The 26,997-nt window shown below is 63.5% G+C and carries 26 protein-coding genes; 19 read left to right on the top strand and 7 right to left on the bottom strand.

Annotated elements, in window-relative coordinates; genetic code table 11:
- From AO684_RS07900 to AO684_RS07870, 7 genes are all read left to right on the top strand, one after another.
- Entirely contained in the window at positions 1-969 is a 969-nt protein-coding gene (locus AO684_RS07900; protein ID WP_054302189.1) for an AsnC family transcriptional regulator, read from the top strand.
- The gene (locus AO684_RS07895) at positions 969-1,439 is read left to right on the top strand and encodes an Lrp/AsnC family transcriptional regulator (RefSeq protein WP_054302188.1); all 471 of its coding nucleotides are present in this window, start codon (positions 969-971) and stop codon (positions 1,437-1,439) included. The genes AO684_RS07900 and AO684_RS07895 overlap by 1 nt, the downstream gene beginning before the upstream one ends.
- Entirely contained in the window at positions 1,436-1,921 is a 486-nt protein-coding gene (locus tag AO684_RS07890; protein WP_054302187.1) for an AsnC family transcriptional regulator, read from the top strand. The genes AO684_RS07895 and AO684_RS07890 overlap by 4 nt, the downstream gene beginning before the upstream one ends.
- 3 nt (positions 1,922-1,924) lie before the next feature.
- Positions 1,925-3,133, top strand: a complete 1,209-nt coding sequence (nirJ, locus tag AO684_RS07885; RefSeq protein WP_054302186.1) for a heme d1 biosynthesis radical SAM protein NirJ — start codon at positions 1,925-1,927, stop codon at positions 3,131-3,133.
- Positions 3,108-4,733, top strand: a complete 1,626-nt coding sequence (locus AO684_RS07880; protein ID WP_082400829.1) for a nitrite reductase — start codon at positions 3,108-3,110, stop codon at positions 4,731-4,733. Before nirJ ends, AO684_RS07880 begins: the two co-directional genes overlap by 26 nt.
- Positions 4,690-4,950 carry a hypothetical protein gene (locus tag AO684_RS07875; protein ID WP_054302185.1) on the top strand — a complete coding sequence of 87 codons (261 nt, stop codon included), beginning with the start codon at positions 4,690-4,692 and terminating at the stop codon, positions 4,948-4,950. The genes AO684_RS07880 and AO684_RS07875 overlap by 44 nt, the downstream gene beginning before the upstream one ends.
- Positions 4,951-5,073: 123 nt before the next feature.
- A complete protein-coding gene (locus tag AO684_RS07870; RefSeq protein ID WP_054302184.1) occupies positions 5,074-5,301 on the top strand; it encodes a hypothetical protein in 228 nt (75 codons plus the stop codon).
- 13 nt (positions 5,302-5,314) lie between these two features.
- Here AO684_RS07870 and AO684_RS07865 read toward each other — a convergent pair whose 3' ends face one another.
- Positions 5,315-5,953 carry a GntR family transcriptional regulator gene (locus AO684_RS07865; protein WP_054302183.1) on the bottom strand — a complete coding sequence of 213 codons (639 nt, stop codon included), beginning with the start codon at positions 5,951-5,953 and terminating at the stop codon, positions 5,315-5,317.
- A 159-nt stretch (positions 5,954-6,112) separates the two neighbouring features.
- Here AO684_RS07865 and AO684_RS07860 point away from each other — a divergent pair, with 159 nt between their 5' ends.
- On the top strand, positions 6,113-7,606 hold the full coding sequence (locus AO684_RS07860) for an amidase (RefSeq protein ID WP_082400825.1): 1,494 nt from the start codon (positions 6,113-6,115) through the stop codon (positions 7,604-7,606).
- 14 nt (positions 7,607-7,620) lie between these two features.
- Here the strand turns inward: AO684_RS07860 and AO684_RS07855 are convergent, their stop codons facing one another.
- Positions 7,621-8,157: a MarR family winged helix-turn-helix transcriptional regulator gene (locus AO684_RS07855; protein WP_054302182.1), complete on the bottom strand. Its 537-nt coding sequence runs from the start codon at positions 8,155-8,157 to the stop codon at positions 7,621-7,623.
- A gap of 119 nt (positions 8,158-8,276) precedes the next feature.
- Between AO684_RS07855 and AO684_RS07850 the strand changes: the two genes are divergently transcribed.
- The 3 genes from AO684_RS07850 to AO684_RS07840 are packed head-to-tail and all read left to right on the top strand — an operon-like array spanning position 8,277 to position 10,926.
- The gene (locus AO684_RS07850) at positions 8,277-9,440 is read left to right on the top strand and encodes an amidohydrolase (RefSeq protein WP_054302181.1); all 1,164 of its coding nucleotides are present in this window, start codon (positions 8,277-8,279) and stop codon (positions 9,438-9,440) included.
- A 28-nt stretch (positions 9,441-9,468) separates the two neighbouring features.
- Positions 9,469-10,206 (top strand): DUF5058 family protein, encoded by a 738-nt coding sequence (locus AO684_RS07845; RefSeq protein WP_054302180.1) that lies wholly within the window; start codon positions 9,469-9,471, stop codon positions 10,204-10,206.
- 27 nt (positions 10,207-10,233) lie between these two features.
- Complete coding sequence (locus tag AO684_RS07840) at positions 10,234-10,926, top strand: hypothetical protein (protein ID WP_054302179.1); 693 nt, start codon at positions 10,234-10,236, stop codon at positions 10,924-10,926.
- 48 nt (positions 10,927-10,974) lie between these two features.
- Here AO684_RS07840 and AO684_RS07835 read toward each other — a convergent pair whose 3' ends face one another.
- Positions 10,975-11,706: a GntR family transcriptional regulator gene (locus AO684_RS07835; RefSeq protein WP_235451240.1), complete on the bottom strand. Its 732-nt coding sequence runs from the start codon at positions 11,704-11,706 to the stop codon at positions 10,975-10,977.
- A 60-nt stretch (positions 11,707-11,766) separates the two neighbouring features.
- Here AO684_RS07835 and AO684_RS07830 point away from each other — a divergent pair, with 60 nt between their 5' ends.
- Together AO684_RS07830 and AO684_RS07825 are read left to right on the top strand one after the other, a co-directional pair.
- Entirely contained in the window at positions 11,767-13,101 is a 1,335-nt protein-coding gene (locus AO684_RS07830; RefSeq protein WP_054302177.1) for a malonyl-CoA decarboxylase domain-containing protein, read from the top strand.
- Positions 13,102-13,119: 18 nt separating this feature from the next.
- Entirely contained in the window at positions 13,120-14,649 is a 1,530-nt protein-coding gene (locus AO684_RS07825; protein ID WP_054302176.1) for a malonyl-CoA synthase, read from the top strand.
- Between the two features lie 134 nt (positions 14,650-14,783).
- Here the strand turns inward: AO684_RS07825 and repC are convergent, their stop codons facing one another.
- The 4 genes from repC to AO684_RS07800 form a co-directional block, all read right to left on the bottom strand.
- Entirely contained in the window at positions 14,784-15,914 is a 1,131-nt protein-coding gene (repC, locus tag AO684_RS07820; RefSeq protein ID WP_161806000.1) for a plasmid replication protein RepC, read from the bottom strand.
- Positions 15,915-16,196: 282 nt separating this feature from the next.
- Positions 16,197-17,174 carry a plasmid partitioning protein RepB gene (repB, locus tag AO684_RS07815; RefSeq protein ID WP_054302174.1) on the bottom strand — a complete coding sequence of 326 codons (978 nt, stop codon included), beginning with the start codon at positions 17,172-17,174 and terminating at the stop codon, positions 16,197-16,199.
- A gap of 1 nt (position 17,175) precedes the next feature.
- Complete coding sequence (gene repA, locus AO684_RS07810; RefSeq protein ID WP_054302173.1) at positions 17,176-18,351, bottom strand: plasmid partitioning protein RepA; 1,176 nt, start codon at positions 18,349-18,351, stop codon at positions 17,176-17,178.
- Between the two features lie 383 nt (positions 18,352-18,734).
- Positions 18,735-20,207: a PLP-dependent aminotransferase family protein gene (locus AO684_RS07800; protein WP_152968379.1), complete on the bottom strand. Its 1,473-nt coding sequence runs from the start codon at positions 20,205-20,207 to the stop codon at positions 18,735-18,737.
- Positions 20,208-20,315: 108 nt separating this feature from the next.
- Here AO684_RS07800 and AO684_RS07795 point away from each other — a divergent pair, with 108 nt between their 5' ends.
- The 6 genes from AO684_RS07795 to xsc all read left to right on the top strand — a co-directional run bounded on the left by AO684_RS07795 (position 20,316) and on the right by xsc (position 26,941).
- On the top strand, positions 20,316-21,326 hold the full coding sequence (locus AO684_RS07795; RefSeq protein WP_054302171.1) for a TRAP transporter substrate-binding protein: 1,011 nt from the start codon (positions 20,316-20,318) through the stop codon (positions 21,324-21,326).
- A 66-nt stretch (positions 21,327-21,392) separates the two neighbouring features.
- Positions 21,393-21,929 (top strand): TRAP transporter small permease, encoded by a 537-nt coding sequence (locus tag AO684_RS07790; protein ID WP_054302170.1) that lies wholly within the window; start codon positions 21,393-21,395, stop codon positions 21,927-21,929.
- Positions 21,929-23,269, top strand: a complete 1,341-nt coding sequence (locus tag AO684_RS07785) for a TRAP transporter large permease (RefSeq protein WP_054302169.1) — start codon at positions 21,929-21,931, stop codon at positions 23,267-23,269. The genes AO684_RS07790 and AO684_RS07785 overlap by 1 nt, the downstream gene beginning before the upstream one ends.
- A 54-nt stretch (positions 23,270-23,323) precedes the next feature.
- Positions 23,324-23,707, top strand: coding sequence for a nuclear transport factor 2 family protein (locus AO684_RS07780; protein ID WP_054302168.1), 384 nt, complete (start codon positions 23,324-23,326; stop codon positions 23,705-23,707).
- 30 nt (positions 23,708-23,737) lie between these two features.
- On the top strand, positions 23,738-25,135 hold the full coding sequence (locus tag AO684_RS07775; RefSeq protein ID WP_054302167.1) for an FAD-binding oxidoreductase: 1,398 nt from the start codon (positions 23,738-23,740) through the stop codon (positions 25,133-25,135).
- Between the two features lie 24 nt (positions 25,136-25,159).
- Positions 25,160-26,941, top strand: a complete 1,782-nt coding sequence (gene xsc / locus AO684_RS07770) for a sulfoacetaldehyde acetyltransferase (protein ID WP_054302166.1) — start codon at positions 25,160-25,162, stop codon at positions 26,939-26,941.
- The last annotated feature ends 56 nt before the right edge of the window (positions 26,942-26,997 follow it).

Here is a 26,997-nt window from a genome sequence, read left to right as displayed (position 1 = left end):
ATGGACGATCTGGACCTGCGCCTGCTGGACGAGTTTCAACGCGACCTGCCGCTCTGCCCCCAGCCCTTCGCCGCAATCGGCGCGGCCCTTCGTCTGACCGAAAGTGCGGTAGTCGACCGGCTGATCCGGTTGCGGGCCAACGGACAGTTGGCACGGGTCGGCGGCACGGTGCGCCCCAACACGGCAGGGGCCTCGACCCTTGCCGCCATGGCGGTGGCGGAGGGTCAGATCGAGGACATCGCGGCCCTGGTCGGAGCAGAGCCGGGGGTGAATCATTCCTATCTGCGCGAGGCCGACTGGAACCTCTGGTTCGTCGCCACCGCCGCCGACAGGGATGACCTTGGGGCACTTCTGGACAGGCTTCACATCGCATCAGGGCTGCAATTGCTCGACCTGCGGCTGGTGCGGCCCTTCAACATCGACCTTGGGTTCCGGCTGACCGGCGGCTTGTGCGCCATGCCTTCGGACCGCCCTCCCCTGCCCTATCAACTCCATCCCGGCGACGGTGCCCTGCTGCATGAACTGTCTGCGGGGCTGGCCCTGACCCCGCGCCCCTTCGCCGCACTGGCCGAGACGCTTGGCCGCGACGAAAGCGCGGTGATCGCCCGTATCGCCGTACTGCTGGCCGCCGGGATCATCACCCGGCTGGGCGTGATCGTGCGCCATCGCGCATTGGGGTTCACCGCCAATGCGATGGTGGTCTGGGATGCCGCGCCCGAACAGGCAGAGGCTGCGGGGCGCGCCCTCGCCGCCCATCCCGGCGTGACACTGGCCTATGAACGCCAGCCGGTGCCCGGTCTCTGGCCATGGCGGCTTTATTCCATGATCCACGCCCGCAGCCGGTCCGAGGCGCTTGGGGTACTGGAGGCCGCAACCCGCCTGCCCGCCTTGCAGGGCATGGCCTATCGCGTGCTGTTTTCGACCCGCTGTTTCAAACAGACCGGCGCCCGGCTGCGGAGGGCCGCGTGATGCGCCGCACCCTTCCCCCCGACGCGCTGGACACCACCGACCGGCTGCTGATCAACCGGCTTCAGGACGGGGTGGAGATCACCGCCGCCCCGTTCGCCGCACTGGCCACGGCAACTGGTCTGACCGAAGAGGCCCTGCTGGCCCGCATCGCGCGCCTGCGCGAGATCGGCGCCATCACCCGCTTCGGCCCTTTTCTCGATGCGGCAGCCATGGGAGGGGCCTTCTGCCTGTGCGCCATCGCCGTGCCCGAGGACCGTTTCGAGGCGGTCATGACTTTGGTCAATGCCCATCCCGAGGTCGCGCATAATTATGAACGCCAGCACCGGCTGAACATGTGGCTCGTTCTGGCCTGCGAAAGGCCCGAAGGCATCGCATCGACCGCCGCCGGTATCGCGGCGGAAACCGGGCTGACCGTGCATCTTTTTCCGAAGATGCAGGAATTCTTCATCGGCTTCCGGGTAGAGGCATGAATATCGACGCCACCGACCGCCGCATCCTTCAGGCCACCGCTGGCGGCCTGCCGCTGACGCCGCATCCTTTCGCAGAAATCGCCCGCTGGCTCGATCTGACCGAGGCCGAGGTGATGGACCGCATGACCCGGATGCAGACCCAGGGCGTGATCCGCCGCATCGCGCTGGCGCCCAACCATTACGCGCTTGGCATGGTGGCGAATGGCATGAGCGTCTGGGACGTAGCCGACGACCGCGCGGCCGGGCTTGGCGCCAAAGTCGGCGCCCTGCCCTTCGTCAGCCATTGCTACCTGCGCCCGCGCAGCTTGCCCGACTGGCCCTATAACCTCTTTGCCATGATCCACGGCACCAGCCGCCCCGAGGTCGAGGCGAAACGCGGGCAGATCGCCCGCCTCCTCGGCCCGGCGTGCCGGGCGCAGGATATTCTCTATTCCACCCGCATCCTGAAAAAGACCGGGATGCGCCTTGCCGATGGGGGCTGAGCCATGTTCCGTCTGACCCAATACATGCGCGAGCTGGTGGCCCCCACCCCGGTGCGCCGCCGCTCGGGCGCGGTGAAGCCCGTGGTGATCTGGAACCTGACCCGCACCTGCAACCTGCGCTGCCGCCATTGCTATACCACCTCGGCCGATGTGCCCTTTCCGGGGGAACTGAGCCATGCACAGGCCATGGCCGTGCTGGACGACCTGCACGCCTTCGGCATTCCCGCGCTGATCCTGTCGGGCGGTGAACCGCTGAGCCGGTTCGATTTCTTCGATCTGGCGACGCGGGCGCGGGAACTGGGGTTCCGCCACCTCTCGCTGTCTACCAACGGCACGAAACTCGCCGAAAATATCGACCGCATTGCCGATCTGGGCTTCGATTACGTCGGCACCTCGCTGGATGGGATCGGCGCTATGAACGACTGGTTTCGTGGCATGGACGGCGCCTTTGACGCGGCCCTCGCCGGGGTGCGGGCCTGCAAGGCGCGGGGCGTGAAGGTGGGGCTGCGCTTCACCATCACCCAGGACAACGCCGCCATGCTGCCCGCGATGATGGACCTTTGCGATGCCGAAGGGGTGGACAAGTTCTATCTGTCGCACCTTGTCTATGCCGGGCGGGGCGACAAGAACCGGGGAGAGGATGCCGCCCACCGCCGCACCCGTCATGCGATGGATCAGTTGATGGACCGCGCCTGGATCGCGGTGGCCGAGGATCAGCCGCTGGAAATCGTCACGGGCAACAACGATGCCGATGCCGTCTATTTCCTGCGCTGGGTGCGGCGCAATTTCGATGCCGACAAGGCCGCGCAGGTCGAGGCGCATCTGGCCGCATGGGGCGGCAATTCCAGCGGACTGGGCGTCGCCAATATCGACCCGCAGGGCAAGGTGCACCCCGATACCTACTGGTCCGACTATACCGTGGGTTCGGTGAAGGACACGCCGTTCAGCCAATTGTGGACCGGCGCCGACCCGATGCTGGCGACGCTGCGCCGCCGGCCGCGTCCCCTGAAAGGGCGCTGCGGCGGCTGCGCCTTCAAGACGATCTGTGGCGGCAATACCCGCATCCGCGCGCTTCAGATCACCGGCGACCCCTGGGCCGAGGATCCGGCCTGTTACCTGACCAATACCGAAATCGGGCTGGACGCGACCGAACGTCTGACCGTCACGCCATTCCGGGGGAAAAGCCATGATCCGGCGCATCGTTTCCTGTAACCGCGCACCCGGTGGCGCGGACAGGACGCCTCCGGCGGGGGGATATTTTCGCCAAGGTAAATGGGCAGCGGCGGTTCTGCTGGGGCTCACCGAAGCCGCGCTGGCGGGGCCGGACGGGGCAGCGATCTATGTCGATCTTTGCGCCTCGTGCCATGCCGAAACGCGGCTGGGCGGCACTGGCCCCGCTTTGATCCCCGATAGCCTTGGCCGTTTGCAGGGCGACAGGTTGCAGGCGGTGATCGCCGAAGGGCGGGCCATGACGCAGATGCCCGCTTTCCGCGATACGCTGCGCCCCGAGGAGATCGCGGCGGTGGCGGACTATGTCTCGGCCCCGCTGGCGGCCCCGCCCGTCTGGGATGCGGCGGCGATCGGCGCGACGCGCGAGATGACCGCCGATTACCAGGCCGCGCCCGCGCCGGTGTTCGCCGCCGATCCGATGAACATCACGCTGGTGGTGGAAACCGGCGACAGCCATATCTCGGTGCTGGATGGCGACAGCCTTGCGGTGCTGGATCGGTTCGAAACTCCCTTCGCCGTGCATGGCGGTCCAAAATTCAGCCCTGACGGGCGCTATGTCTTTGTCATGTCGCGCGACGGCTGGGTGCAGAAATACGACATCTGGTCACTGCACGAGGTCGGTCGGGTGCGCGCGGGCCTGAATAGCCGTAACATCGCCATGAGCGCCGATGGCAAATGGCTGGCGGTGGCAAATTACCTGCCCGCGACACTGACGATCCTGTCCACAGAGGATCTGAGCGTCGCACGGGTGATCCCGGTTGCGGATCGGCAGGGGCGGCCCAGCCGGGTCTCTGCCGTCTATCAGGCGCCGCGCCGCAAGACCTTTCTGCTCGCGCTGAAGGACGTGCCCGAAATCTGGGAAATCGCCACGACCGAGGATGGCGGCCCCTATTCCGAGGGGCTGGTGCATTCCAATGAAAACGGCATGGAAGAGGCGATGGGCGTCGAACGCGGGTTGTTCGCGCGGCGGCGCATCGCGGTCTCGGCACCGCTGGACGACTTTTTCTTCGACCCCGACTATCGCAACCTGATCGGTGCCAACCGCGAGGGCGAGACGGGGGTGGTGGTCAACCTTGATGTCGGGCGCGAGATCGCCAGCCTGCCCCTGCCCGGCATGCCGCATCTCGGCAGCGGTATCAGCTGGATGCGTGACGGGCGCCGCGTCATGGCCGTGCCGCATCTGAATGAAGGTCGGATCAGCGTCATCGACATGCAGGACTGGCATGTGGTGAAGGTGATCGAAACTTCGGGGCCGGGCTTCTTCCTGCGCAGCCACGACGGCGCACCGCAGATCTGGGCGGATGTCTTTACCGGGCCGCACAAGGGCGAGATGCATCTGATCGACAAGCAGACGCTGGAGGTGGTGAAGGTGCTGAAACCCGAACCCGGCAAGACGGTGGCCCATACCGAATTCACCCGCGACGGCAGCAAGGCGCTGGTCTCGGTCTGGGAGCAGGAGGGCGCGGTGATCGTCTACGACAGCCGCACCCTTCAGGAAATCACCCGCCTGCCGATGCGCAAGCCTTCAGGAAAATACAATGTCTGGAACAAGATCACCTTCGAAGACGGCACCAGCCATTGACCCGCGCCGGATATGGTGGCTCAGGCTGTGGATCTGGCCTTTTGCGACCGGAGCGGTGGCGATCAACCTGTTCCTGCTGGGGCTGATCCTGCATTCCGCCGGTTTTGCCAATATCGCCCCCGTGTCCGCGCTGGTCTGGAGTCTGCCGCTCGGCCTCCCGGCGACCTGGGCCGCTGCACGCTGGATTGGCGGGCTGATCGCCGAGGCGGAGCGGTAACAACCCCGCCTTGCCCCCAGCGCAATGCTGCAATGCAGCATGCGCGATTGTGACCTTGGCCCTGCCAACGTAAGTTCACCGTTAAGGGGGGAAACCAACCGATCCATGCTTCAGGAGGTTTCCATGAGCTATACATCAGACATTCCGGGCCGCAACGCGGGCCTTGGCAGGAAGTTCGGTGCGCAGGTTCTCGCATCTATCGGCGCCGCGCTGACCCGCTATGGCCGGATCCGGTCGCGGGCCGACCGCGTGGAACAGCTTCAGGCTCTGAGCGACGCGGAACTGGCCAAGCTTGGCCTGACCCGTGACCGCATCGTGCAGCACGTCTTCCGCGATCAGTTCTATTACTGAACTGTGAGGCCCCTCAGCGCCTCAGGGCGTTGATGATGTCCAGCGCCATCGTGTCGGAGAATGTGACGTGGGCGATCATCAGATCGCGCGCGCGGTCCCCCGCCGCATCCAGAATCGCGGCGGTGATCGCCTCGTGATCGCGGGCCGAGCGTATCTGTTCGCCCGGCAGCGCGTGGCGGGCTGCCAGATAGCCGATCAGCCGGTTCCCGGCGCCTAACGCCATCGCCCTCAGGTGCTCATTACCCGCCGCCGCCATGATACAGCGGTGAAAGGCAAGGTTCAGGTCATAATAGGCTGGCTGCGGACCACTGGCCGCGAGACAGGCGCGCGCGGCCTCCGACAGTTGTTCGGCCTGTATCGGGCCGATGCGCCGCGCCGCGCGATAGGCCAGCGCGCCCTCGGCCTCGGCCAGAACCTCGATCATCTTCATCAGCGCTTCGGCATCCAGCGCAGCAATGCGCGCGCCGTCGCGTGGGCGGCGTTCAATCACACCCACAGCTTCGAGCGCGATCAGCGCCTCGCGAATCGGCGTGCCGGAAATCATCAGCCTTTCGCGCAGATCCACCTCGTCAATGCGGTCACCGGGCAGCAGGGCACGCGCCTGCACCCGTTGCAGGATATCATCGCGAACCTGATCCGCCTGCGCGCCCATATTCCCTAACTCCTTGATCCGGCATGGTCGATCAGGAGATAGCACACAAATTTCCGCCATATAATTATAATTAAAGATTCTAAAATTATAGTTATTATTGACAGACCTGCTTTTTCACCCGACGCTCCCAACCATTGCAACTGGCATGAAAGGGAGGTCATGTCCGCCACCGCAAGGATCAGCAAGATCGACGATGACCTGCCCGCATTTACCGGGCCGGACCTGTGCAGGCTGGAAGCGACCGAGGTCGTGGCCCTGCTGCGCAAAGGTGAAATCTCGCCTGAGGAACTGCTGGACGCGGCCTGCGCGCGATTGCGGAAAGTGGAACCGGCGATCAATGCAACGCCCATCCTGTGCGAAGACCGCGCCCGCGCCGCCGTGCACAGGCTGGACCGCAGACCTTCGGAGCATTCCGGCTGGCTGGGTGGCCTGCCCTTGGCCATCAAGGATCTGACGCCGGTCGCCGGGGTGCGCACCACCTTCGGCACACGGGGGCTTGCAGACTTCATACCCGATCATTCCGACCCGCTGGTCGAACGGCTGGAAGCGCGCGGCGGTCTGGTGGTGGGCAAGACCAATACCCCCGAATTTGGAGCGGGCGGCAATACGTTCAATGAAGTCTTTGGCCCGACCCTCAACCCCTGGGACACGCGGCTGAACGCGGGCGGTTCATCCGGCGGTGCGGCTGCCGCGCTGGCGACGGGCGAGGTCTGGCTAAGCCATGGCTCGGATCACGGAGGATCGCTGCGTACTCCGGCGGCTTATTGCGGCGTCGTGGGGCTGCGGCCCAGTCCCGGCCGGGCCGGCGGTGGATCGGACGCCATCGGCTACATGATCGAAGGGGTTCAGGGTCCAATGGCGCGGTCCGTGCGCGATTGCGCGCTGTTTCTGGATGCAATGGCGGGGTATGAGCCGCGCTCTCCGATTTCGTACCCCGCACCGCACAGGTCGTTCCAGACCGCCGTCGCCGAAGCCGAACCCCAACTGCGCATCGCCTATGCCCCCGATCTGGGCGGCTTCTCAGCCGTGGATGCCGAAATGGAAACCCACTTGCGCAAAGTGCTGGAGCGGCTGGCGCGCGAAGGGGTGACAGTTGAGGAAACCTGCCCTCCCCTGCCCCATCTGGAACGCACCTATCACGCCCTGCGCGGCGAGATGTGGGCGGTGATGGGCCGCCGTCTGCCGCAGGAGATCCGCCGCCATTTCAAGGATACGCTGGAGGCGAACATGGCCTTCGGCGAAACGCTGACCATCGCGAAAATCGCCGACGCACAGCTGGACCGGACGGTGATCTACCGCAACATGCTGCGGCTGTTCGAAACCTTCGATGTGCTGGCCTGTCCGGTCGTGGGATGCATGCCGCATCCGCAAGAGGTGGAATGGGTGCGCGAAGTCGGCGGACAACAGTTGCATGGATATATGGACTGGCTGCGCTTTGCGTTCCTGGCGACTGTCACCGGCCTGCCCGCGATCTCGGTGCCGGTGGGGATCGGGCCGCGCGGGCTTCCAGTGGGACTACAGATCATCGGCAAGCCGCGCGGCGAGGCGGCGCTTCTGGCGGCAGCGCGGGTTGTGGAGCTTTCGGTTGGCGGGCCTTTCCGCCCCATCGACCCGGTGCTGCGGCATACCCCGCCCCCGCTGGCGACCCAATGACGGCCGCAGCGGGATTAAAGCGTTTCGGCGCGACGGGCGGCTTCGTCCAGCCGGATGGCAGCGCTGCGTTCGAACTCATCACTGTCGATCCAGTCGGCCAGCCGGTCCATCATACCCGTGAACGCCGCAACCTCGGCGGGATCGAAGTTCTGGAACAGCAGCTCCAGCCCGACCTCCGACAGAAGATCGGCGCGGGCGCGCGCCGTGCCGCCGGTTTCCGTGATGTAAAGGCCAAAGCGGCGCGCATCCTGCGGGTCGTTGCGGCGTTCGACATGCCCGCCGCGCACAAGGCTCTGGATCAGCCGCGAGGCAAGGCTGCGTTCCAGCGCGCCATAGGTGGCGATTTCGGCAAAGCCGATGCCGGGGTTGTCGCCGATCAGCCGCAGCACCCGCACAGTTCGCACATCAAGCCCCACCAGGGCGACGAAACGATCATCAAGCGCCCTGACAGCAGCCGTACCCAGCATGTTCAGCTTGTAGACCGCGTTTCCCTGCCGAAACGCCTTTGACCAGTTCCTGTACATCGCGGCCTTTCCATCGCGTTTCGGCATGCGACCCCTGTGCAATACCGGCCCTGATCCATCAAGGCGCAAATATTCGTTAGGCACAATAGTATCAATATGAGACTATTTTAAAATGAAACAATATAGACTGATTCGGGAGGAACAGGATGGGGATGATCGAAAGCATCGTTGCGGCGCAGGACGAATTCGCCCGCATGCGCCGGGCCATGCACGAAAATCCGGGGCTCGGCTTTCAGGAGACCTTCGCAGCTGAACTGGTGGCGACCAAGCTGCGCGAATATGGGCTGGACGAGGTGCATACCGGCATCGGCGGCACTGGTATCGTGGGCGTGTTGCACGGCACGCGGCCTTCAAACCGTACCATCGGCCTGCGCGCCGATATGGATGCGCTGCCGATCACCGAGGAAACCGGCAAGCCCTACAGTTCCAAAGTGCCCGGGGTGATGCATGCCTGTGGCCATGACGGCCACACCGCCACCCTGCTGGCGACCGCCTGGCATCTGTCGCGCGACCGAGATTTCGCGGGCAAGGTGCATTTCATCTTTCAGCCGGCAGAAGAGGGCCTGGGCGGAGCACTGGCCATGCTGAAGGACGGGTTGCTGGAGCGGTTTCCCTGTGACCGGATCTATGCCTATCACAACGCGCCAGGCTATGCGAAGGACCACATCTTCACCCGCAGCGGGCGGATGATGGCGGGCAGTCGCTTCTTCACCATCCGGGTGCAGGGCCGCGGCGGCCATGCCGCCCTGCCCCAGACCACCATCGACGCCACGCAGATCGCCGCGAACATCGTGATGACGGCGCAAAGCATCGTCGCGCGCAACGTCGATCCCATCGAATCCGGCATCGTATCCTTCACCGATGTCTATGCCGGGACCAACAGCTTCAACGTGATCCCCGACAAGGCGTCGCTGAAGGGCTGCCTGCGCTATTTCAACAAGGCGGTGGGCGACCAGATGACCCAGCGCCTGACCGAGGTGGCACAGAGCGTGGCTGCCACCTATGGCGGCAGCGCCGAAATCATGTTCGAGGATATCTTCGTGCCGCTGGTCAACGACCCGGATGCGACCGCGATCGCGCTTGCCGTCGCCGCCGAAACGGTCGGCACCGAGAATGTGCATGGCGATGTGGCCCCCTTCACCGGCAGCGAGGATTTCGCCTTCATGGTCGAGGATGTGCCCGGCAATTACGTCATGGTCGGCGCCGGTCCCGGTGCCATGCCGCATAATCCGGGCTTCGATTTCAACGATGACATCCTGCCCACGGCAGCGAGCTATTTCTGCCGCCTGATCGCGGCGGAACTGGCCTGAACGAATAATCACCAACAGGGAAATCGAAATGGAACAGGTTCTTCAGGTCGCAAATGGCCCGGTCTTGTGGCTTTTTGCAACACTCGTGATCGGCGTCGTGGTGGTGCAGTCGCTGCTCTATCTGCGCATGACGCTGGATTTCTCGGACCGCTACGCCATCCTGACGGCGGAGGAACGGCGGGTGGTGTACAAGACCGCCGCGATCAATTCGGTCGGCCCCGCCATCGCGATCTTCTTCGTCGCGGTTTCGCTGATGGCCATGGTAGGCGGGCCGGTCACGCTGATGCGGGTGGGTGTCATCGGCTCGGCAGTGTTCGAGTTCCTCGCCGCCGATCAGGGCGCCAAGGCGCTTGGCGCGAAGCTGGGCGCCGACAGCTATACGCTTCAGGCCCTCGCGGCCTCAGTCTGGGTCATGACGCTGGGCGGCATGGGCTGGCTGCTTTCCGCCTTCCTGCTGACCAAGGGGCTGGACCGCGCGCAGGACAAGATGGCGGTCAGCAACCCCGGACTGATCCGCGCGGTCGGCACCGCCACCCCCATCGCCATCTTCGGTCTTCTGGGAGTCAATGCCGTGGTCGACAAGGCCTGGCTCAGCAATTTCAGTATCGAGCCGGATGACATGGCCGCCGTCATCGCCGCCGCCGTGTGCATGGTTCTGCTGCATCTGGCAGGCAAGCACCGCGCCTGGCTGCGCGAATGGGCCGTGGGCCTTTCGCTGATCGTCGGACTCGTCGCCGGTTCCGTCACCGGGCATCTGCTGGCCTGATCACAATAACATACGGGGAGACAAAACATGCCTGAACAAAACATGGAAGGTTTCTACAGAAGCAGCTTCATCCCGCGCGCCCATCGCATCGGTCGGCTGACGCTGGCTATTGCCATGGTGCTGTGCCTGATGCCCGCACTTTACCTGTCGTTCGTGCTGGGCGCCTTTCCGGGCGTCGGCCCGATCCTGACGGGCCTTCTGGCCATCGCCACCATCGTCGGCATCATGTGGGTGGTGGAGCCGGTTTCCTATTTCCCGGTTCTGGGGGTCTGCGGCACCTATATCAGCTTCCTGTCGGGCAACATCGGCAACATGCGCATGCCGGTGGTGATCTCTTGTCAAAGCGCCATCGAGGCCGAGGCGGGTACCCGCAAGGCCGAGGTCGCGGCGGTGCTGGGCATCGTGGTCTCCGTTCTGGTGAACCTTGTGTTCCTGATTGCGCTGGTGCTGATCGGCAGCGCCCTGATCGCGGTCCTGCCCGCCCCGGTGGCGGAGGCGATCAAGGCCTATACGTTGCCCGCCCTCTATGGCGCGGTCGTGATCATGTTCATCAACAGCGCCACGCGCCGCAATGCGCTGACCGGGGCTGCGGCGGGGCTCGCCATCTTCCTGTCGCCGCTGTCCGAGATCTACAGCTCTGCCGCTGCGGGTATCCTCGCCATCGTGCTGGCGGTTGCGCTGAACTGGGGCAACCGCGCCGCTGTCCCGAAAGCGGCCTGAGCCCCCTGCCCTGCCTGCGGGCCGTCCCGGTTCGGGGCGGCCCTTTCGTCATTCCCCGCCCGCCCGCAGCGCCGCGATGAGTTCGTGAAAACGGCTGCCCTGAATGACGACATGTGCATTCATTTCGGCCGCTGCCCGCACCGCCTCTCCGGCCTCAATTGCCGCGACGATGCGGCGATGTTCGTCCAGCGAACGCGTCATCCGTCCACGGAGCGTCAGCTGCCGGCGGCGATAGGGTTGCAGTATGGTTTGCAGCCGCAGAGCTTCGGCTTCGAGGAAGCGATTGCCCGAGGCGGCATAGATTGCCTGATGGAAGGCCGTATTCCGGCTGTAGTAGGCATCGGTGTCGCCAGTCTGGATCGCCGCTTCGCAGCCCGCCTGCGCGGTACGGATGCGTGCCACTTCGGACGCCGTCGCGCGGCTGGCAGCGAGGCGCGCGCACATCGCCTCCAGCTCTGCCATCACCTCGAATCGTTCGGTCAGTTCGACGAGGCCAAGCTCGGTCACGAATGTGCCGCGCTTCGGTTCGATCCGGACAAGTCCCGACGCTTCCAGGGCCTGTAACGCATCGCGGATCGGGGTGCGTGAACAGGCAAACTCAGCCGACAGCGCATCGGGGTCCAGCTTTTCACCCGGCACGAATCGGCCATCGACGATGGCATTTTCCAGCGCCTGCCGGATCTGCGCTGCGTTCATTCGGGCCGGGCGATCCAAGGCGACGTCCTGCTGAAGATTGATAACGGGTTGCAATTTAACCCTTCCTCGAAAGATGTCCAACATTCGTCATGTTATATACAACAATTATCTTAATATGTATAAGATGTCGCAGGAGGATATGCCATGCCACGCCCAAAACTCGCCTTTCTGACCGATCTGGTTCAGGCCATCACTGGCACTGAACGGATCGGACGTAAATCAGCACCACCGGATGAAAATGCCACGCGCAAGGCTCTGGCCCGGCCCGCCCCCGAACGGCTGGCAGCCGCCTGCGAGGTACTGATGGGCCGCATCGGCGATGCCGCGCGTGTCGCGGTGGCGGAACAGGCCCTTGCCGCCTATGCCGAACTGGACGCAACAGGAAAGCGCGGCTTCTTCGATCTGCTGCGTAACCGCTTTGACGCTGACCCCACCCTGATCCGTCGCGCCTTCGCGGCTTATGATGCGGCCCCTTCAGCCGCGACTCTGGTGCCGCTGTTTGACGCTGTGGAGCCGCCACGCCAGACCCTGCTCCGCCGTCTGAACACAGCGCCGGGCGCGACACGAAAGCTGGTCGATATGCGGGCCGACCTGTTGATCGCGATGCGCAACGATGCGTCCCTGCGGCCGCTGGATGCCGATTTCGCGCATCTTTTTGCCTCATGGTTCAACAGGGGTTTCCTGCGGATGGAACGGATCGACTGGTCCACTCCGGCTTCCGTCCTTGAAAAGATCATGGCCTACGAATCTGTCCACCCGATGCAGGGATGGGAGGATCTGCGCCGCAGGCTCGATCCTGCCGACCGGCGGGTCTATGCCTTCTTCCATCCCGCGACCGGGGATGAGCCACTGATCTTCGTCGAGGTGGCGCTGACCCGCGATACCCCCGACCGCATCGCCCCGATCCTGACCGCGCCCGTCGCACCTGAGGCGGAGGAAGCTACGACTGCGGTGTTCTATTCAATCAACAACACGCTGGCCGGGCTGAAGGGCGTCTCTTTCGGTAATTTTCTGATCAAGCAGGTGGTGGCCGAACTTGCCGCAGAGCTTCCCGCGCTGCGCAGGTTCGTGACCCTCTCCCCTGCCCCGGATTTTGCGGCCTGGCTTGCCAGCGGCGAAGACGCGCGCGGTCCGGCCCTGGCAAAGCGGCTGGCTGTCGACGGATGGCAGAACGATACTGCCGAAGCAGCCCGGCTGAAACCCGAGGTCGAGGCACTTGCGGCCCGCTACCTCACCGGCGCCCGCAACCGCTCCGGTGCGCCCCGCGATCCGGTGGCGCGGTTTCATCTGGGGAATGGAGCTGCCGCCTGGCGGGTGAACTGGCCTGCCGATCTGTCCGAAGGCGCACTGACGCGCGGCCATGGGCTGATGGTCAATTACCTCTACGAACCCGCCGCCATCGAAGCCCAGCATGAGGCTTTCGTACGCGATGGCACCATCGCCACCGGCGCGCCCCTCGCCGCCGCCCTGACACGCTGATTTCAGCCGGAGACATCCATGCAGACGATCTATGAAAGCTTCCTTGCCTCGACCGAAGGCGCCCCCCAAAAGACGCTGTTCGAAAGGCCGGGCGCGCCCGATATCACCTATGCGCAGGCGCGCGATCTGGTGCATCGTCTGGCCACCGTCCTGACCGGCTTTGGTGTGCAACCCGGTGATCGAGTCGCGGCGCAGACCGAAAAGAGCCCTGAGGCGATCTGCCTTTACCTTGCCACGCTTCAGGTCGGCGCGGTCTATCTGCCGCTCAACACGGCTTATACCGGCGCAGAGATCGACTATTTCCTGGAAGACGCCGCCCCGCGCCTGTTCTTATGCAGCCCTGCAACGCTGTCAGAGCACCGGAGTCACCAGTCAGCGGTGCTGCACGTCGAAAGTCTGGGCACCAAGGCGGATGGCACGCTGATGGATCAGGTCCGTATGGTCCACCCGATGACAAACCATGTTGCGCGGAAGATGGAGGATGCAGCCGCCATCCTTTACACATCTGGCACTACCGGCCGGTCAAAGGGCGCGGTGTTGACCCATGGCAATCTTGCGTCCAACACCGCCGCCTTGTCGCAGATCTGGCGCTATACCGCTGATGACCGCCTGATCCATGCGCTGCCGATCTTCCACACCCACGGCCTGTTTGTGGCCGTTAACATGACGCTAGCGGCTGGTGCCGCGATGATCTGGCTGACACGGTTTGAGACGGAGGAGGTGATCGGCCTGATGAGCCGGGCAACAGTATTGATGGGTGTGCCCACCTTCTACACACGGCTGCTGAAATCCGGCCGTCTTGATCATGCAGCGACCTCAAACATGCGGCTTTTCGTTTCCGGTTCGGCCCCGCTGCTGCCGGAAGATCACCGTGACTTCGAGGCACAGACCGGCCACGCTATTCTTGAACGCTACGGGATGACCGAAACCTGTATGATCGCATCCAACCCTTATGACGGTTCCCGCAAGCCCGGTGCGGTTGGCATGGCCTTACCCGGGGTGGAAATCCGCATCACTGATCGCGAAACCGCAGGACCTCTGCCACGAGGCGAGATAGGCGCTATTGAGGTCCGGGGGCCGAATGTTTTTGCCGGTTACTGGAACATGCCGGAAAAGACAGCGGCGGAATTTCGCGCGGATGGTTTCTTTATTACCGGCGATCTGGGGCAGATCGGCGAGGATGGCTACCTGCGCATTGTCGGGCGTGACAAGGATCTGGTGATCTCGGGCGGCTACAATGTCTACCCCAGGGAGATCGAAGCGCTGATTGATGAGATTTCCGGCGTGGGTGAGAACGCGGTGATCGGGCTGCCGCATCCCGATCTTGGCGAGGGCGTCACCGCCATTGTGGTTGGCGAAACGGAAGGCGTGATTGACGAGGCGGGCATTCTCCGCGCGATTGGCGATCAGCTTGCCCGCTACAAGCAGCCCAAGCGTGTGCTTTTTGTGCCGGAACTGCCGCGGAACGCGATGGGCAAAGTCCAGAAAGCTGAACTGCGGAGACGTTTTGCGCAGCTTTACCAGAAGGGGACGCTGCCAGACGCGTAACCGAAGCAAGGATGGCACGGAAGATGTCATTCTGTCCCGATGCATAAAATGCTGTGCAGCCAAGCCATGTTTACCCGGGTATACGTCTGATGGCCTCCTCTTGGAGGTACCAATGTTTACCGGGGTAAACATGCTCATGCCGTTTGCGGGCTTCGACGATTAACCAGCGAGCGGAACATACGCACAAGATCGAAGCCCTGTTGCCGTGCCTTGTCGGAAAGCCGGGACAGATAGCCTTGGGGGTTACGAATCCTTCCGAATGCCTCGATCAAACCCAGAACAGCGAGTGCCGCGCCAAGGGGGCCGAGACGGGTTCGGGCTGTCTCAACGACGGTTGGTGACAGACCAATCGCGGGTGCCAGAGCAGCGGAAAGGGCAACAATGTCACGCCAGCAACGTGGCTTCTCCAGCGCCATTTCTGCGGCAGTGGGGGCCAGGGCAAGACATTCATCGATGGAAAGATCAGCTGGGTTCCGATCCTCGTTCTGGGGTAAATCAGGTGTGACAGGCCCCTTGGCTATAAATTCGTCGCAGTATTCAGATTCATAAGATTCTTTTTTTGAACTCTGAATGTGCCGGTCATTTTGACTGTCGCTGGCGGTCAGATGAGATGTTGCTGAAGGCTGATCTACCGACGTTTCATCCACAGTATCGTTGATCTGGGCAAGAAGTTCGCTCAGTTGGTGGCTGTCGACCGAACGGCGCAGGGCGCGACGGGCCTCTTCGCAGGCCGTCGTTTTCGACGGATTGGTCTGGTGATACAATGCGTGGCGGATCATCGCGCGCAGAGCTTTGCGCCGCAGTTCTTCGCGGCGTTGCTCCTCCGCCAGCGCCTCAAGATCCGCGTCAAGGCGGAAGAGGGGGCCAAGGTCGATGCCATAGACCAGTTGCGCATCGCGGATCTGATAGCGCTTTCCGTTCGGGCTGAGTTTGCGGGCCAGCAACCCTTTTGACTGAAGATGAACGATCCGGCGCCGCAGGGTGCGTTCATCAATCCCGTCGCAGCGTTCCATCAGCGCGCGATTGGAGGCAAAGACAACCAGCCTCGTGGGATCGGCTGTATCCGGCACGAAGGACAACAAGCCGCGCAGGACCGTGATATCCCGGTCGCGCAGACCAAGCGGGCTGCGACAGATGCGGACAAGATCAAGCAGCCGCCAGCGCGGATCTTCGGACTTTGCAGCAGCTCGGGCAGGTTGCGGCGGACAAAAAGTACCTGCCCGCCGAACGTGCGCACGCACGGGCGATGACGAAATATGTTCCATGGCATGTTCAGTGGAACGATCCAGGCGGTCCGATGTCTCCGGACGCATACATCAGGCAGGAAAGCGATACTTTTCCCCAGAAAAAAGGACAAAAGATATCGTGTCACCGCGATGCGATGTTGCGTGTGATTCGGGCCTGCGCTAGTTTGCTCTTGCTAGAAGATGAGCATTCTCAGGGTTGGCGCCCTGTGGTTTGCGCGGGCCTTCCGGGTGGGTTCCATTCGGGAGGCCTATCCTTTTCCGGTCCTGCTCCTCTGTTGTTTTCTCTGCTTCAACGTTTGATCACCCTTGTCTTGAACGGGTGACGAACTCCTGGTGAAGTTGCGAGAACACCATTTCCGCATTCTCGTGCAGCCAGGCAGCGAAGGCAGTCTGACCCGCGGAAGGACGAAAGCCGAGCTTCCCCCGGTTCAGTTCGACTTCGCCCAGGTCTGAGCCATCCTTCGCTATGATGCTGACGGCCGTGCGCGGCGCTGCTGGCGCCTTTGGTGGCTCAGGCAGAGCCTTCACCCAGGCGGCAAACCGCTGGTCCGAGTTGGAGCCTTCAGCGAACGGGGCAGGGTGGATCGTTGAGGCGTCGATCCCCTGTTCCAGCACTTTCACCGCCAGCTCATACCAGCGTTTCCAGCCGATCGAGGGCGCGGCCCCGATACGCTCCAGCACATCACGCGGAAAGGCTTCGCGCACCTTGCGCATATGCGACGTATGGCTGCGATTCACGTTCAGCGCATCCTGAACAACCCGCGCATCATAGCCGGCCTCCTCCAGATCACCGGCGAACAGCGCCTTTTCGATGAAGGACGGGTCTTTGCGCAGGTTGTTTTCCTGCCCCTGCGCCAGCACCGCCTCTTCATCAGACAGCGTGCGGATCAGCGCCTTGACCGGCGTCCCAAGTCCCCGGATCGCCGCGAGCCTGCGGCGACCGTAGACCACCTGATAACGCCCGCTGAGCTTGGGATGCGGGCGCAGCAGGATGGGAACCTGCTGGCCATGCCTGGCAATGCTGTCGCGCAGGTCGGTTATATCTTCGTTCAGCGCGCCAATGCGGTCTTTCAGGCCCGTATCCTCGATCAGATCGGGGTCGATATCCTGAATGGACCGGCTGCCGACGCTGCGCAGATCGTTGCGGATGGCGGCAATCGGCCCGGCGCTTTGAAACACCTCGGGCATCTTTGGTGCGGGGCGGGGCAGGGGGTCTTTCCCGCCTTCTTCGGACCGGGCGGCGGGGGCGATGCCCTCGAACATGTTCTTGCGTGCCATGTCAGATCCTCCCCCATGCGTGATGGATGTCTTGCTCCAGCTCGCGCGCGACCGCATTGATCGCTTCCATCGCACGGTCGTAGGTGTTGCGGTTCATGCTGCCCCGGCCAACCTCGAAAAGCGTCTGGTGTGTCAGCCCGGCGTCGGAAATGGCGGTTGATTTCAGGAAGGTTTCGGTCATTACCCGCTTCCCGAAATTCGCTCGCAAAAGCCCGGCAACCTGTGCCTGCGGTCCGTCTGATGGCTCGAAACGCGATACCAGATAGCGCAGGAAATCGTATTCCAGCGTCATGCCTGCGTCGCGGATCGTGTCCAGCAGTGACGAGGTCATGGTCAGGAACTGGGCCAGCGATGCCACATCGATAAAGTTCGGCACGACCGGAATGATGATCGAGGAAGAGGCCACCAGCGCCGAAAGCGTCAGGAAGCCGAGCTGCGGCGGGCAGTCAATGAAAACAAGATCATAGCTTGATTCTACGGACTGGATCGCTTCGCGCAAACGCAGATAGAACGGCGGTTCGGAGCCATGCCGCAGGGCGTAGGGCGTCTCGGTTTCATATTCCGAAAGGATCAGACCGCCCGCCGCGATATCAAGCCCGTGGAAATAGGTCTTTCGCACGACCTCGCTCATCGGCAGCGGGTTTTCGTAGCGTATCGCGTCGTAAATCGTGCCCTTCTGGGTAAAGTCGATCTCGGGGCGAAGCCCGGTCATGGAGGACAGCGAGGCCTGCGGGTCCATGTCGATAATCAGCACGCGATAGCCGTGCAGGGCATACCACTGGCTCAGATAGGCCGCGGTGGTGGTCTTTGCGCTCCCACCCTTGAAAGATACGCAAGAGATGATCTGCAAAGGCTCGGTGCCGACCCGCCCCCGCAGATACAGTGACGGGTCACGCGTGGTGCGCGCCAGCGCCAGCCGGATCTGCGCCAGATCTTCGGCGGAATAGAGCTTGCGCCCGCGTTCATCCAGGGGAACGTCGGGGATCTTGTCTTCGGCATGCAGTTTGCGCAGGTGGCCCGGCGCCAACCCGAGGAATTCTGCCGCTTCGGTCGAGGAAAAGCTTCTGAGGTGCTTGCGGGCATCCGGCGCAAAATTGCGCTCCAGATGCATCCGGATCGATTCATGCAATGTGGATGCATCGCCTTGAAGCTCGGCAAATACCTGCTCTGCTGTCATGCTGCCCTCTCATATCAGGCTGGCGCGGTTGGCCCGCACTCAGCATACTCTTCCGAGCCTTTGGTTCTTTGTAGCGCAGAAATCCGAAATTCTCGCAGTTTTCCGCTACGAACAGAAATGCGCCAAGTCGGTCCGTCACGCAAGGAAATTCTACAACTGGTGTAGGGACGCTGTCGCGGACGGCGCCCCGCAGGGCATGGGTATCAATTAATTTATTGATAAATAAACACAAAGCCGGACCCTTGCGAGGGGCGACCAATCCAGATCTTGTTGGCGCCGCTGTCGCCATCATCCGGGTCGGCGTCAAAAACGGGACTCATTCGAATCGCGGGGCAGGGCGGTCGTGGTGCTAAGGCCTGTCCAAATCCGATATTGGGGCAGGCTCAGCCCAGTCGTGCCACGGTTTCAGCCAGATGCGCCACACCAGCCCTGATCCTGTCTTCGCTGATCGAGGAATAGCCCAGACGGAAGTGACGGCAGATGCCGTCAGGGGCAGCAAAGAACGGATGGCCCGGCTCGATCAGCACGCCTTTTGGCCGCAGCGCTTCGGCGAAACTGGCGCTGTCGATGGTTTCGGGGGCGGCAACCCAGAGGCTCGACCCTCCGTGACGGGCGGCGCCCACCACTTCCAGCGGGGTCTGTGACAGGGCGCTGACAAGCGTTTCGCGGCGGCGGCGGAACACCTCGCGCAGGCGCACCAGATGGGCGTCGTAATGGCCGAGCGCCAGAAAATATCCGGTCACGCGCTGCATATGTCCGGGCGCATGGCGCAGCATCATCGCGCGCAGCGCCCGCGCCTGCCGGATGAACGGCTCGGGCCCGACCAGATAGCCGATACGCAGGCCCGGAAACAAAGATTTGGAAAAACTGCCCAGATAGATCACCCGCCCCGAGGCATCCAGCGACTTGAGCGAAGGGGAGGGGGGTTCGAGAAAACTCATTTCGGTTTCGTAATCATCCTCGACCACCAGAAAGTCATGCCGGTCGGCGGCGGCCAGCAGCGCACGGCGGCGTTCCAGCGTCATGGTGATGCCGACGGGGATGGAGTGGCTGGGCGCAACCAGAACCAGCCCGGTCTGGGGCGGAAGGTCATCGGGGTTCAGCCCCTCCGCATCGGTGGGAACGAACAGCGTGGGCATGCCGTGCAGCCGGAGGCTTTCGGCGAAGTCGGGGAAACCAGGGTCTTCGACCACCGCCAGCCGGTCCGGCAAGGCCAGCAGCCCGACCGCGATCCACAGGGCGTTCTGCGCGCCCAGCGTGATCAGCACCTCTTCCGGCCGGGCGCGGATGCCGCGGCGGGGCAGGGTGTTGCGGCAGATGTAATCCACCAGCACCGGGTCATCCTGCGTCAGGCTGTCATCCGCCAGTTCGGCGAAGTCGCGCGCCCCCAATGCGCGGCGGGCACAATCGCGCCAGGCGGTGTGGTTGAACAGCTTCGGGTCCGCCTGCCCGTAGATGAACGGATAGGGATAGCTGCGCCAGTCCAGCGGCTTCACGATGCGTCGCCGCCGTGTCAGATCAGGCAGGCGCACGGCCCAGTTCACGCGGCTGACCGCTGTCTGGTCAATCGCTTCCAGACGCCGGTGCGGCACTTTCTGCGAAACCGCGAAACCGGACCGCGGCAGGCTTTCAAGATAGCCCTGCGCCACAAGCTCCTGATAAACCAGCGTGACGGTCAGGCGAGACAGGCCAAGATGCGTCGCCAGTGCGCGCGTCGAAGGCATCCGGCTGCCCGGCTGTGCCCGCGTATCCAGAAGGGCCGAGGTGATCGAGGCCGTAAGCTGCATCTGCAACGGCTCGCGCCGGTTGCGATCCACGAAGAACATGTCGGGCGAGATCTGGCCGGTCAGCGGCATGCGAAACTGGACCTAAGTTTGTGCGCATCTGGATATAAACATGCCTGACGTCGCGTGACAACCTGACGCAGCCCGACCGGGAGAGTCGGCTGAACAGGGAGTTCCACCATGACCTTTTCGTCCCGCACGCTGCGCCGTGCGACTGTCCTTGCCATGCTTCTGGCCAGCGCCGTCCCGGCTGCCGCACGCGATTTCCGCATTGCGGTCGGTGACGGGGCAGGCGGCACGCAAGAGGCGCTTGGCCTTGCCTTCATCAAGGCGCTGGAAGAAAAATCCGGCGGTGCGGACAGCGCCAGGCTGTTCCTGAACGGCCAGCTTGGCGATGAACAGGATACGGTGACGGCGGCCGCGACTGGAACGCTGGATTTCTCGATCCTCGCCATCAACAATATCACGCCCTTCTCGCCCTCGGTCGGCACGCTGACCCTGCCCTATGTCATCCTGTCGCTGGAGGATGCCGAGAAGATTACCCAAGGCGAAATCGGTCAGCAGATGGTTGACCGCACGGTCGAGGACGCGGGCGTGCGCATCATCGGCTGGGCCTATTCGGGGTTCCGTGTCCTCACCAATTCCAGGAAGCCTGTGACCACGGTGGCCGATCTTCAGGGTCTCGTCGTGCGGGTGCCGAAGAACGAGATCATGATCGAGACCTACAAGTCCTGGGGCATCAATCCGACGCCGATGGCCTGGTCGGAAACCTTTGCCGCGCTGCAACAGAAGGTCGTGGACGGGCAGGACAACCCCTACATGACCGTGCACGCGATGAAGTTCGACGAGGTGCAGAAATATGTCACCAACATCCGCTACATCTTTTCGATCGAGCCGCTGATCGTCTCGGAACAGCTGTTCCAGTCGCTCAGCCCCGAAGAGCAGGCCAATGTGCTGGCGGCGGGGCAGGAGGCAACGCTGGCCTCGGGGCAGTTCCTGCGTGATCAGGAGGCGCAGATCAAGACGGACCTGGTGGCCAAGGGCATGGAGATCAGCGACCCGGCGGATGGCGAGGCAGAGTTCATCGAACGTGCCACCACGACCGTCTGGCCAAAATTCTATGACAGCATCGGCGGCAAGGAGGTGCTGAACGGCGTCCTCGCCTCGCTCGGTCGCCCGACCGTCGAGTGATCGCCACCGGGGGCCGCCTCCTGTAGCGCGGTCCCACCCCCTGTCGTCTTGCAACAAGGGTCAGCCATGTCTTCCTTCTGGCGCCATCTCGACAAGCTGGAAAGTTATCTTTGCCAGCTTCTGCTCGCCTGCTTCGTCTGCCTGCTTTTCGTGCAGATCGTCGCGCGGTCGGTTTTCGGCAATTCGATCACCTGGATCGAAGAGCTTTCCGTCATCCTGTTCGTCTGGTTCGCCTATTTCGGGGCCAGCTATGCGGCGCGCATGTATGCGCACAACCGCGTGTCCTTCCACATCAACCGGCTGCCGCGGTCCGTGGCGCGCTGGGTCGAGGCGGTGGGGGATCTGGCCTGGATCGGTTTCAATCTGGTCTTCATCCGCTACGCCATCGAATATCTGAGCCTGATGAAGCCTTTCGTGAAGGCGCAAACGCTGGGCTGGCCGATGAAATGGGTCATGCTGGTGCTGCCCGTCGCCTTCACGCTGATGACGCTGCGCATTCTTCAGGTCAACTATCTGAAGCTTGTGCGGGGCCAGGACCCGCGCGACCCCGACGAAGTGGATATGGCCGCTCTTGCCGCCGCAACCAGGGCGGAGGCGGTGTGATGGACGGTCAGATCACGCTGGTCCTTTTTGGCACCTTCTTCTTCCTGATGATCCTCGGGGCACCGATTTCGGTCGGGCTGGGTGTCTCGGCGCTGACGACGATGTGGTTCCTCGGCGACAACCCGATCAAGATGGTACAGATCGCCTTTTCCTCGGTCGGGGCCTTCCCGCTGATGGCGCTGCCGGCCTTCATTCTTGCCGGGGCACTGATGGAGGCGGCAGGCATCTCGCGCCGTCTGATCACTGTCGCGGAAAGCCTGGCCGGCCCGTTCACCGGCGGCATCTCGGCCGCCACGGTGGTGGCCTGCCTGTTCTTCGGCGCGATTTCCGGCTCCGGCCCCGCCACGACAGCGGCGGTGGGGATGCTGATGATCCCTGCCATGGTGCGGGCGGGCTATGCCAAGGGCTATGGCGCCGCCGTCACCGCCGCCTCGGGCGGGCTGGGCATCGTCATCCCGCCGTCCATTCCGATGGTGATTTTCGGGATCTCGGCCATGGGCATGCAGCCCCCCGCCGAGGCGGTGGAGAAATTCGGCGCCTTCCAGACCGTGTCGATTTCCAAGCTGTTCATCGCGGGGTTCCTGCCGGGCTTCCTGATGGCGGCGGGCCTTCTGGTGATGAACTGGCTGCGCTGCCGCGCGGCAGGCTATTGTGGCGGGGCCGACCCGCTGTCGCCCGCCCATATCTTTGACGCCTGCCGCAAGGGATTCTGGGCGCTGATGGCCCCCTTCGTGATCCTCGGCGGCATCTATGCCGGGCTCTTCACCCCGACCGAGGCTGCCATCGTCGCCATTGCCTATACGCTGTTCGTCGGCATCTTCATTTATCGGGAGATCCGCCTGACCGAGGTGATGAAATCGCTTGAGGCGACGACCTGGCTGACGGGGCGTGTGCTGCTGGTGCTGTTCACCGCCACGATCTTCGGCCGCATTCTGGTGGAAAACCAGATCCCCGCGCATATCGCCGATGCGATGCTGGGTCTTACGCAGAATATCGCCGTGATCTGGGCACTGATCATCGTCTTCCTGCTGTTCGTCGGCATGTTCATGGAAACGCTGGCCGCCATCATGATCCTCGTGCCGGTGATGCTGCCGGTGGCCTATTCGGTGGGGATCGACCCGATCCACTTCGGTATCGTGATGATCTGCACTCTTTCGGTCGGGTTCCAGACCCCGCCGCTGGGCGAGAACCTCTTTATCGCCGCCGGGATTTCCAAGGTTTCCATCGAGGAAATTTCGGTGCGCGCCCTGCCATTCGCCGCCGCCAGCACCGCGATGATCGCCGTGATCGCGGCCTTCCCTGAAATCGCGCTCTGGCTGCCCAGGGTGATGGGCTACTGACCTCCGTTTTCCGGCCTGCCCGTTCTGGCCCGGCCACTCTTGAAAGGACCAACCATGACCCTGACCGCCGATGACCTGAAGGCTACGTTCGATGCCTTCAACCGCCATGACATTGACGCCGTGATGACCCATTTCGCCGAAGATTGCGTGTTCACCACCGTCGGCGGTTCCGAAGTGTTCGGCACGCGGATCGAAGGCCGCGACGCTATTGCCCAGGCGTTTGTCGCGGTCTGGACGGCGATGCCCGATGCAGAATGGGCTGATCACCGGCATTTCGTCTGCGGCGACCGCGCCGTGTCGGAATGGACGTTTCGCGGCACCGATGCCGAAGGCCGCCGGACCGAGGCGCAGGGGGTGGACCTGTTCACCCTGCGCGACGGCAAGCTGGTGATGAAGCAGGCTTTCCGCAAACAGCGCCCCGTCATCCAGACGCGCTGATCCCATCCCCACCATAGCAGGAATGCGTCGATGCAAGGCACGACACCAAGACGCGCACGCGCGTCATACAACCAGAAGTATGATCCGGTGACGGATAAATCCATCGGAAGTGGCTGCGACTATGCCCCGACCTACTGGATCGGCACCGCCGGGCCTGCTCCGCAGGATGACGGCCCGGTGACAGGCGACATGGATGTCGATGTCGTTGTGATTGGCTCTGGCTATACCGGGCTGTCCTGCGCGCTGCATCTGGCCAAAGAGTTTGGCATAAAGGCGCATGTGCTGGAGGCCAACGGGGTGGCTTATGGCTGCTCCACCCGCAACGGCGGACAGGCACAGATCTCGTCCGGGCGGCTCAAACGTTCGCAGTGGATCGAGCGCTGGGGCGTGGAAACCGCGAAGGGCCTGCACGCCGAGGTCACCGAAGCCTTCGATCTGTTCCGTGGCCTGATCCGCGATCATGCCATCGACTGTGAACCGCAGGACGGCGGGCATTACTATATCGCCCACAAGGGCTGGATGATGCCGAAGCTGGCGAAGGAAGCGGCTCTTCTGCGCGAAACCTTCGGTTACGGCGCCCGGATACTTAACCGCGAGGAACTGCACGAAACGGCGGTGCGCGATCAGGAAGCCCATGGCGCCATGTGGGAGCCGGACGGCACCGCGATCCATGCCGCGAAACTGGCCTTCGGCTATCTGCGCGTGGCGCGCGAGCTGGGGGCGAAGGTCCATACCGACAGCCCGGTGGAAAGCTGGCAGACGATCAATGGTGTTCACCATCTGCGTACCCCCGGCGGCACGGTGCGGGCGCGGGCGGTGGCGGTGGCAACGGCAGGCTATGCGCCGCGCGGCCTGCATCCGCGCCTGCGTGACCGGATCATGCCGATCATGTCGAACTCCATCGTCACCCGCAAGCTGACGGCGGCCGAGCGTGAGGCCTGTGGCATCAGGGTCGGGTCGCCGCTGACTGACACGCGCACCCTGCGCCATTACTATCGCCTGTTGCCCGACGGGCGGGTGCAGATCGGGTCCCGCGCGGCGATCACCGGGCAGGATGCGGACAATCCGGCGCACCTGGCAGGCCTGCGCGCAGCGCTGGCCCGCAAGTTCCCGGCGTTGCGCGGCATTGATCTGGATTACAGCTGGTGGGGCTGGGTCGATGTCAGCCATGATATGATGCCCCGCATCACCGCCATGCCCGGCCTGCCCAATGCCTTTTACGCCATGGGTTATGGCGGCAATGGTGTCATGTATTCCGCCCAGGCCGGGCGGCGCATGGCCCAGATGGTCGCCGGGCGCGCCTCGGATGTGCCGCGCCTGCCGATCTTCCATCAGGAACTGCCTCACGAGGGCTGGAAGACGCCGTTCCGGCGGCTCGGCCAGTGGGGACTCTACAAACTTTACCACTTTCAGGACGAACGCGGCTGACGGCTGCGCAGAAGGAGACACGCAATGAAAATGACCACCGAAGAAGCCTTCGTGAAAGTGCTTCAGATGCACGGGATCGAACATGCCTTCGGCATTATCGGTTCCGCCATGATGCCGGTTTCTGATCTGTTCCCCAAGGCGGGCATCACCTTCTGGGATGTGGCGCATGAAACCAATGGCGGCCTGATGTGCGACGGCTTCATCCGCGCCACCGGCAAGATGGCCATGGCGATTGCCCAGAACGGGCCGGGCGTCACCGGCTTCGTGACGGCAGTGAAAACCGCCTACTGGAACCATACCCCCATGCTGCTGGTGACGCCGCAGGCCGCCAACAAGACCATCGGTCAGGGCGGTTTTCAGGAGATGGAGCAGATGCGCCTGTTCGCCGACAGCGTCTGCTATCAGGAGGAAGTGCGCGACGCCTCGCGCATCCCCGAGGTGCTGAACCGCGTGATCCTGCGGGCATGGCGCAATTCGGCCCCGGCGCAGATCAACATCCCGCGGGACATGTGGACGCAGGTGATTGACGTCGATCTGCCGCAGATGGTGCATTTCGAACGCCCTGCGGGCGGCGAAGAAGCGGTGGCCGAGGCCGCGCGCCTGGTGTCGGAAGCGCGCTTCCCGGTGATCCTGTCGGGCGCGGGTGTCGTGCTGGGCGGGGCGATCCCCGATGTGGTGGCGCTGGCCGAACGGCTGGATGCGCCGGTCTGCTCCAACTACCAGCATAATGACAGCTTCCCCGGCACGCATCCGCTGGCCATGGGCCCCTTGGGCTACAACGGCTCGAAAGCCGCGATGGAAGTCATCGCCAAGGCCGATGTGGTGCTGGCACTGGGCACGCGGCTCAACCCGTTCTCGACCCTGCCGGGCTATGGCATCGACTATTGGCCGAAAGAGGCCAAGATCATTCAGGTCGATATCAACGCCGACCGGATTGGCCTGACCAAGAAGGTGACTGTCGGCATTCAGGGCGATGCTGGCAAGGTGGCGCGCGGCATCCTCGCGCAGCTTTCGGGCACGGCGGGCGACGAAGGCCGGGCCGATCGCCGCGCGCTGGTTTCGCAGACCAAATCCCGCTGGGCGCAGGAGCTTTCCAGCCTCGATCACGAACAGGATGATCCGGGCACCGTCTGGAACGAGGAGGCCCGCAGCCGCGACGCCGATCTGATGTCGCCGCGTCAGGCCTGGCGCGCCATTCAGGCAGCGATGCCGGACGAGGCCATCATTTCGTCCGACATCGGCAACAACTGCGCCATCGGCAACGCCTATCCCGCTTTCGAAAAGGGCCGCAAATATCTGGCACCCGGCCTGTTCGGCCCCTGCGGCTATGGCTTCCCCGCGATCCTCGGCGCCAAGATCGGCTGCCCCGATACCCCGGTGATCGGTTTTGCCGGTGACGGTGCCTTCGGTATCTCGATGAACGAGATGACGGCCTGTGGCCGCGACGACTGGCCCGCCATCACCATGGTGATCTTCCGCAACTATCAGTGGGGCGCCGAAAAGCGCAACACGACGCTGTGGTATGACAACAACTTCGTCGGCACCGAACTGGACCGCGACACAAGCTATGCCGCGATTGCGCGGGCTTGCGGGGCGCATGGCGTGCAGGTCCGCTCCACCGCCGATCTGACCGAAGAACTGCGCCGCGCGGTGGAGCGTCAGATGAAGGACCGCCAGACCACCTTCATCGAGGTTCTGCTCAATCAGGAACTGGGCGAGCCCTTCCGCCGGGATGCGATGAAAAAGCCCGTGCCGGTGGCGGGGATCAGCCGTGAGGACATGCGCCCGCAACGCGGCGCGGTCTGAGACCTTCGGCGCGGCCCCGATAATGCGGGCCGCGCCGACCCTTTCTCTTGAGGTTC

The sequence above is a fragment of the Gemmobacter sp. LW-1 genome (assembly GCF_001303875.1).
GTDB classification, from domain to species: Bacteria; Pseudomonadota; Alphaproteobacteria; order Rhodobacterales; family Rhodobacteraceae; genus Gemmobacter; species Gemmobacter caeni.
Note: the sequence above shows the minus strand (reverse complement) of the source record. Positions and strands in the feature narration are given on the sequence as shown.

Bases quoted from the DNA above. Each gene is read 5' to 3' on its own strand.
- AO684_RS07835 (WP_235451240.1), bottom strand. From the start codon at position 11,706: ATGTTGGACATCTTTCGAGGAAGGGTTAAATTGCAACCCGTTATCAAT.
- AO684_RS07890 (WP_054302187.1), top strand. From the start codon at position 1,436: ATGAATATCGACGCCACCGACCGCCGCATCCTTCAGGCCACCGCTGGC.
- AO684_RS07775 (WP_054302167.1), top strand. From the start codon at position 23,738: ATGCAAGGCACGACACCAAGACGCGCACGCGCGTCATACAACCAGAAG.
- AO684_RS07845 (WP_054302180.1), top strand. From the start codon at position 9,469: ATGGAACAGGTTCTTCAGGTCGCAAATGGCCCGGTCTTGTGGCTTTTT.
- AO684_RS07880 (WP_082400829.1), top strand. From the start codon at position 3,108: ATGATCCGGCGCATCGTTTCCTGTAACCGCGCACCCGGTGGCGCGGAC.
- nirJ (WP_054302186.1), top strand. From the start codon at position 1,925: ATGTTCCGTCTGACCCAATACATGCGCGAGCTGGTGGCCCCCACCCCG.
- repA (WP_054302173.1), bottom strand. From the start codon at position 18,351: ATGACAGCAGAGCAGGTATTTGCCGAGCTTCAAGGCGATGCATCCACA.
- AO684_RS07855 (WP_054302182.1), bottom strand. From the start codon at position 8,157: ATGCCGAAACGCGATGGAAAGGCCGCGATGTACAGGAACTGGTCAAAG.
- repB (WP_054302174.1), bottom strand. From the start codon at position 17,174: ATGGCACGCAAGAACATGTTCGAGGGCATCGCCCCCGCCGCCCGGTCC.
- AO684_RS07795 (WP_054302171.1), top strand. From the start codon at position 20,316: ATGACCTTTTCGTCCCGCACGCTGCGCCGTGCGACTGTCCTTGCCATG.
- AO684_RS07825 (WP_054302176.1), top strand. From the start codon at position 13,120: ATGCAGACGATCTATGAAAGCTTCCTTGCCTCGACCGAAGGCGCCCCC.
- AO684_RS07900 (WP_054302189.1), top strand. From the start codon at position 1: ATGGACGATCTGGACCTGCGCCTGCTGGACGAGTTTCAACGCGACCTG.
- AO684_RS07830 (WP_054302177.1), top strand. From the start codon at position 11,767: ATGCCACGCCCAAAACTCGCCTTTCTGACCGATCTGGTTCAGGCCATC.
- AO684_RS07865 (WP_054302183.1), bottom strand. From the start codon at position 5,953: ATGGGCGCGCAGGCGGATCAGGTTCGCGATGATATCCTGCAACGGGTG.
- AO684_RS07785 (WP_054302169.1), top strand. From the start codon at position 21,929: ATGGACGGTCAGATCACGCTGGTCCTTTTTGGCACCTTCTTCTTCCTG.
- AO684_RS07840 (WP_054302179.1), top strand. From the start codon at position 10,234: ATGCCTGAACAAAACATGGAAGGTTTCTACAGAAGCAGCTTCATCCCG.
- AO684_RS07850 (WP_054302181.1), top strand. From the start codon at position 8,277: ATGGGGATGATCGAAAGCATCGTTGCGGCGCAGGACGAATTCGCCCGC.
- AO684_RS07780 (WP_054302168.1), top strand. From the start codon at position 23,324: ATGACCCTGACCGCCGATGACCTGAAGGCTACGTTCGATGCCTTCAAC.
- xsc (WP_054302166.1), top strand. From the start codon at position 25,160: ATGAAAATGACCACCGAAGAAGCCTTCGTGAAAGTGCTTCAGATGCAC.
- repC (WP_161806000.1), bottom strand. From the start codon at position 15,914: ATGGAACATATTTCGTCATCGCCCGTGCGTGCGCACGTTCGGCGGGCA.
- AO684_RS07800 (WP_152968379.1), bottom strand. From the start codon at position 20,207: ATGCCGCTGACCGGCCAGATCTCGCCCGACATGTTCTTCGTGGATCGC.
- AO684_RS07895 (WP_054302188.1), top strand. From the start codon at position 969: ATGCGCCGCACCCTTCCCCCCGACGCGCTGGACACCACCGACCGGCTG.
- AO684_RS07860 (WP_082400825.1), top strand. From the start codon at position 6,113: ATGTCCGCCACCGCAAGGATCAGCAAGATCGACGATGACCTGCCCGCA.
- AO684_RS07870 (WP_054302184.1), top strand. From the start codon at position 5,074: ATGAGCTATACATCAGACATTCCGGGCCGCAACGCGGGCCTTGGCAGG.
- AO684_RS07790 (WP_054302170.1), top strand. From the start codon at position 21,393: ATGTCTTCCTTCTGGCGCCATCTCGACAAGCTGGAAAGTTATCTTTGC.
- AO684_RS07875 (WP_054302185.1), top strand. From the start codon at position 4,690: ATGTCTGGAACAAGATCACCTTCGAAGACGGCACCAGCCATTGACCCG.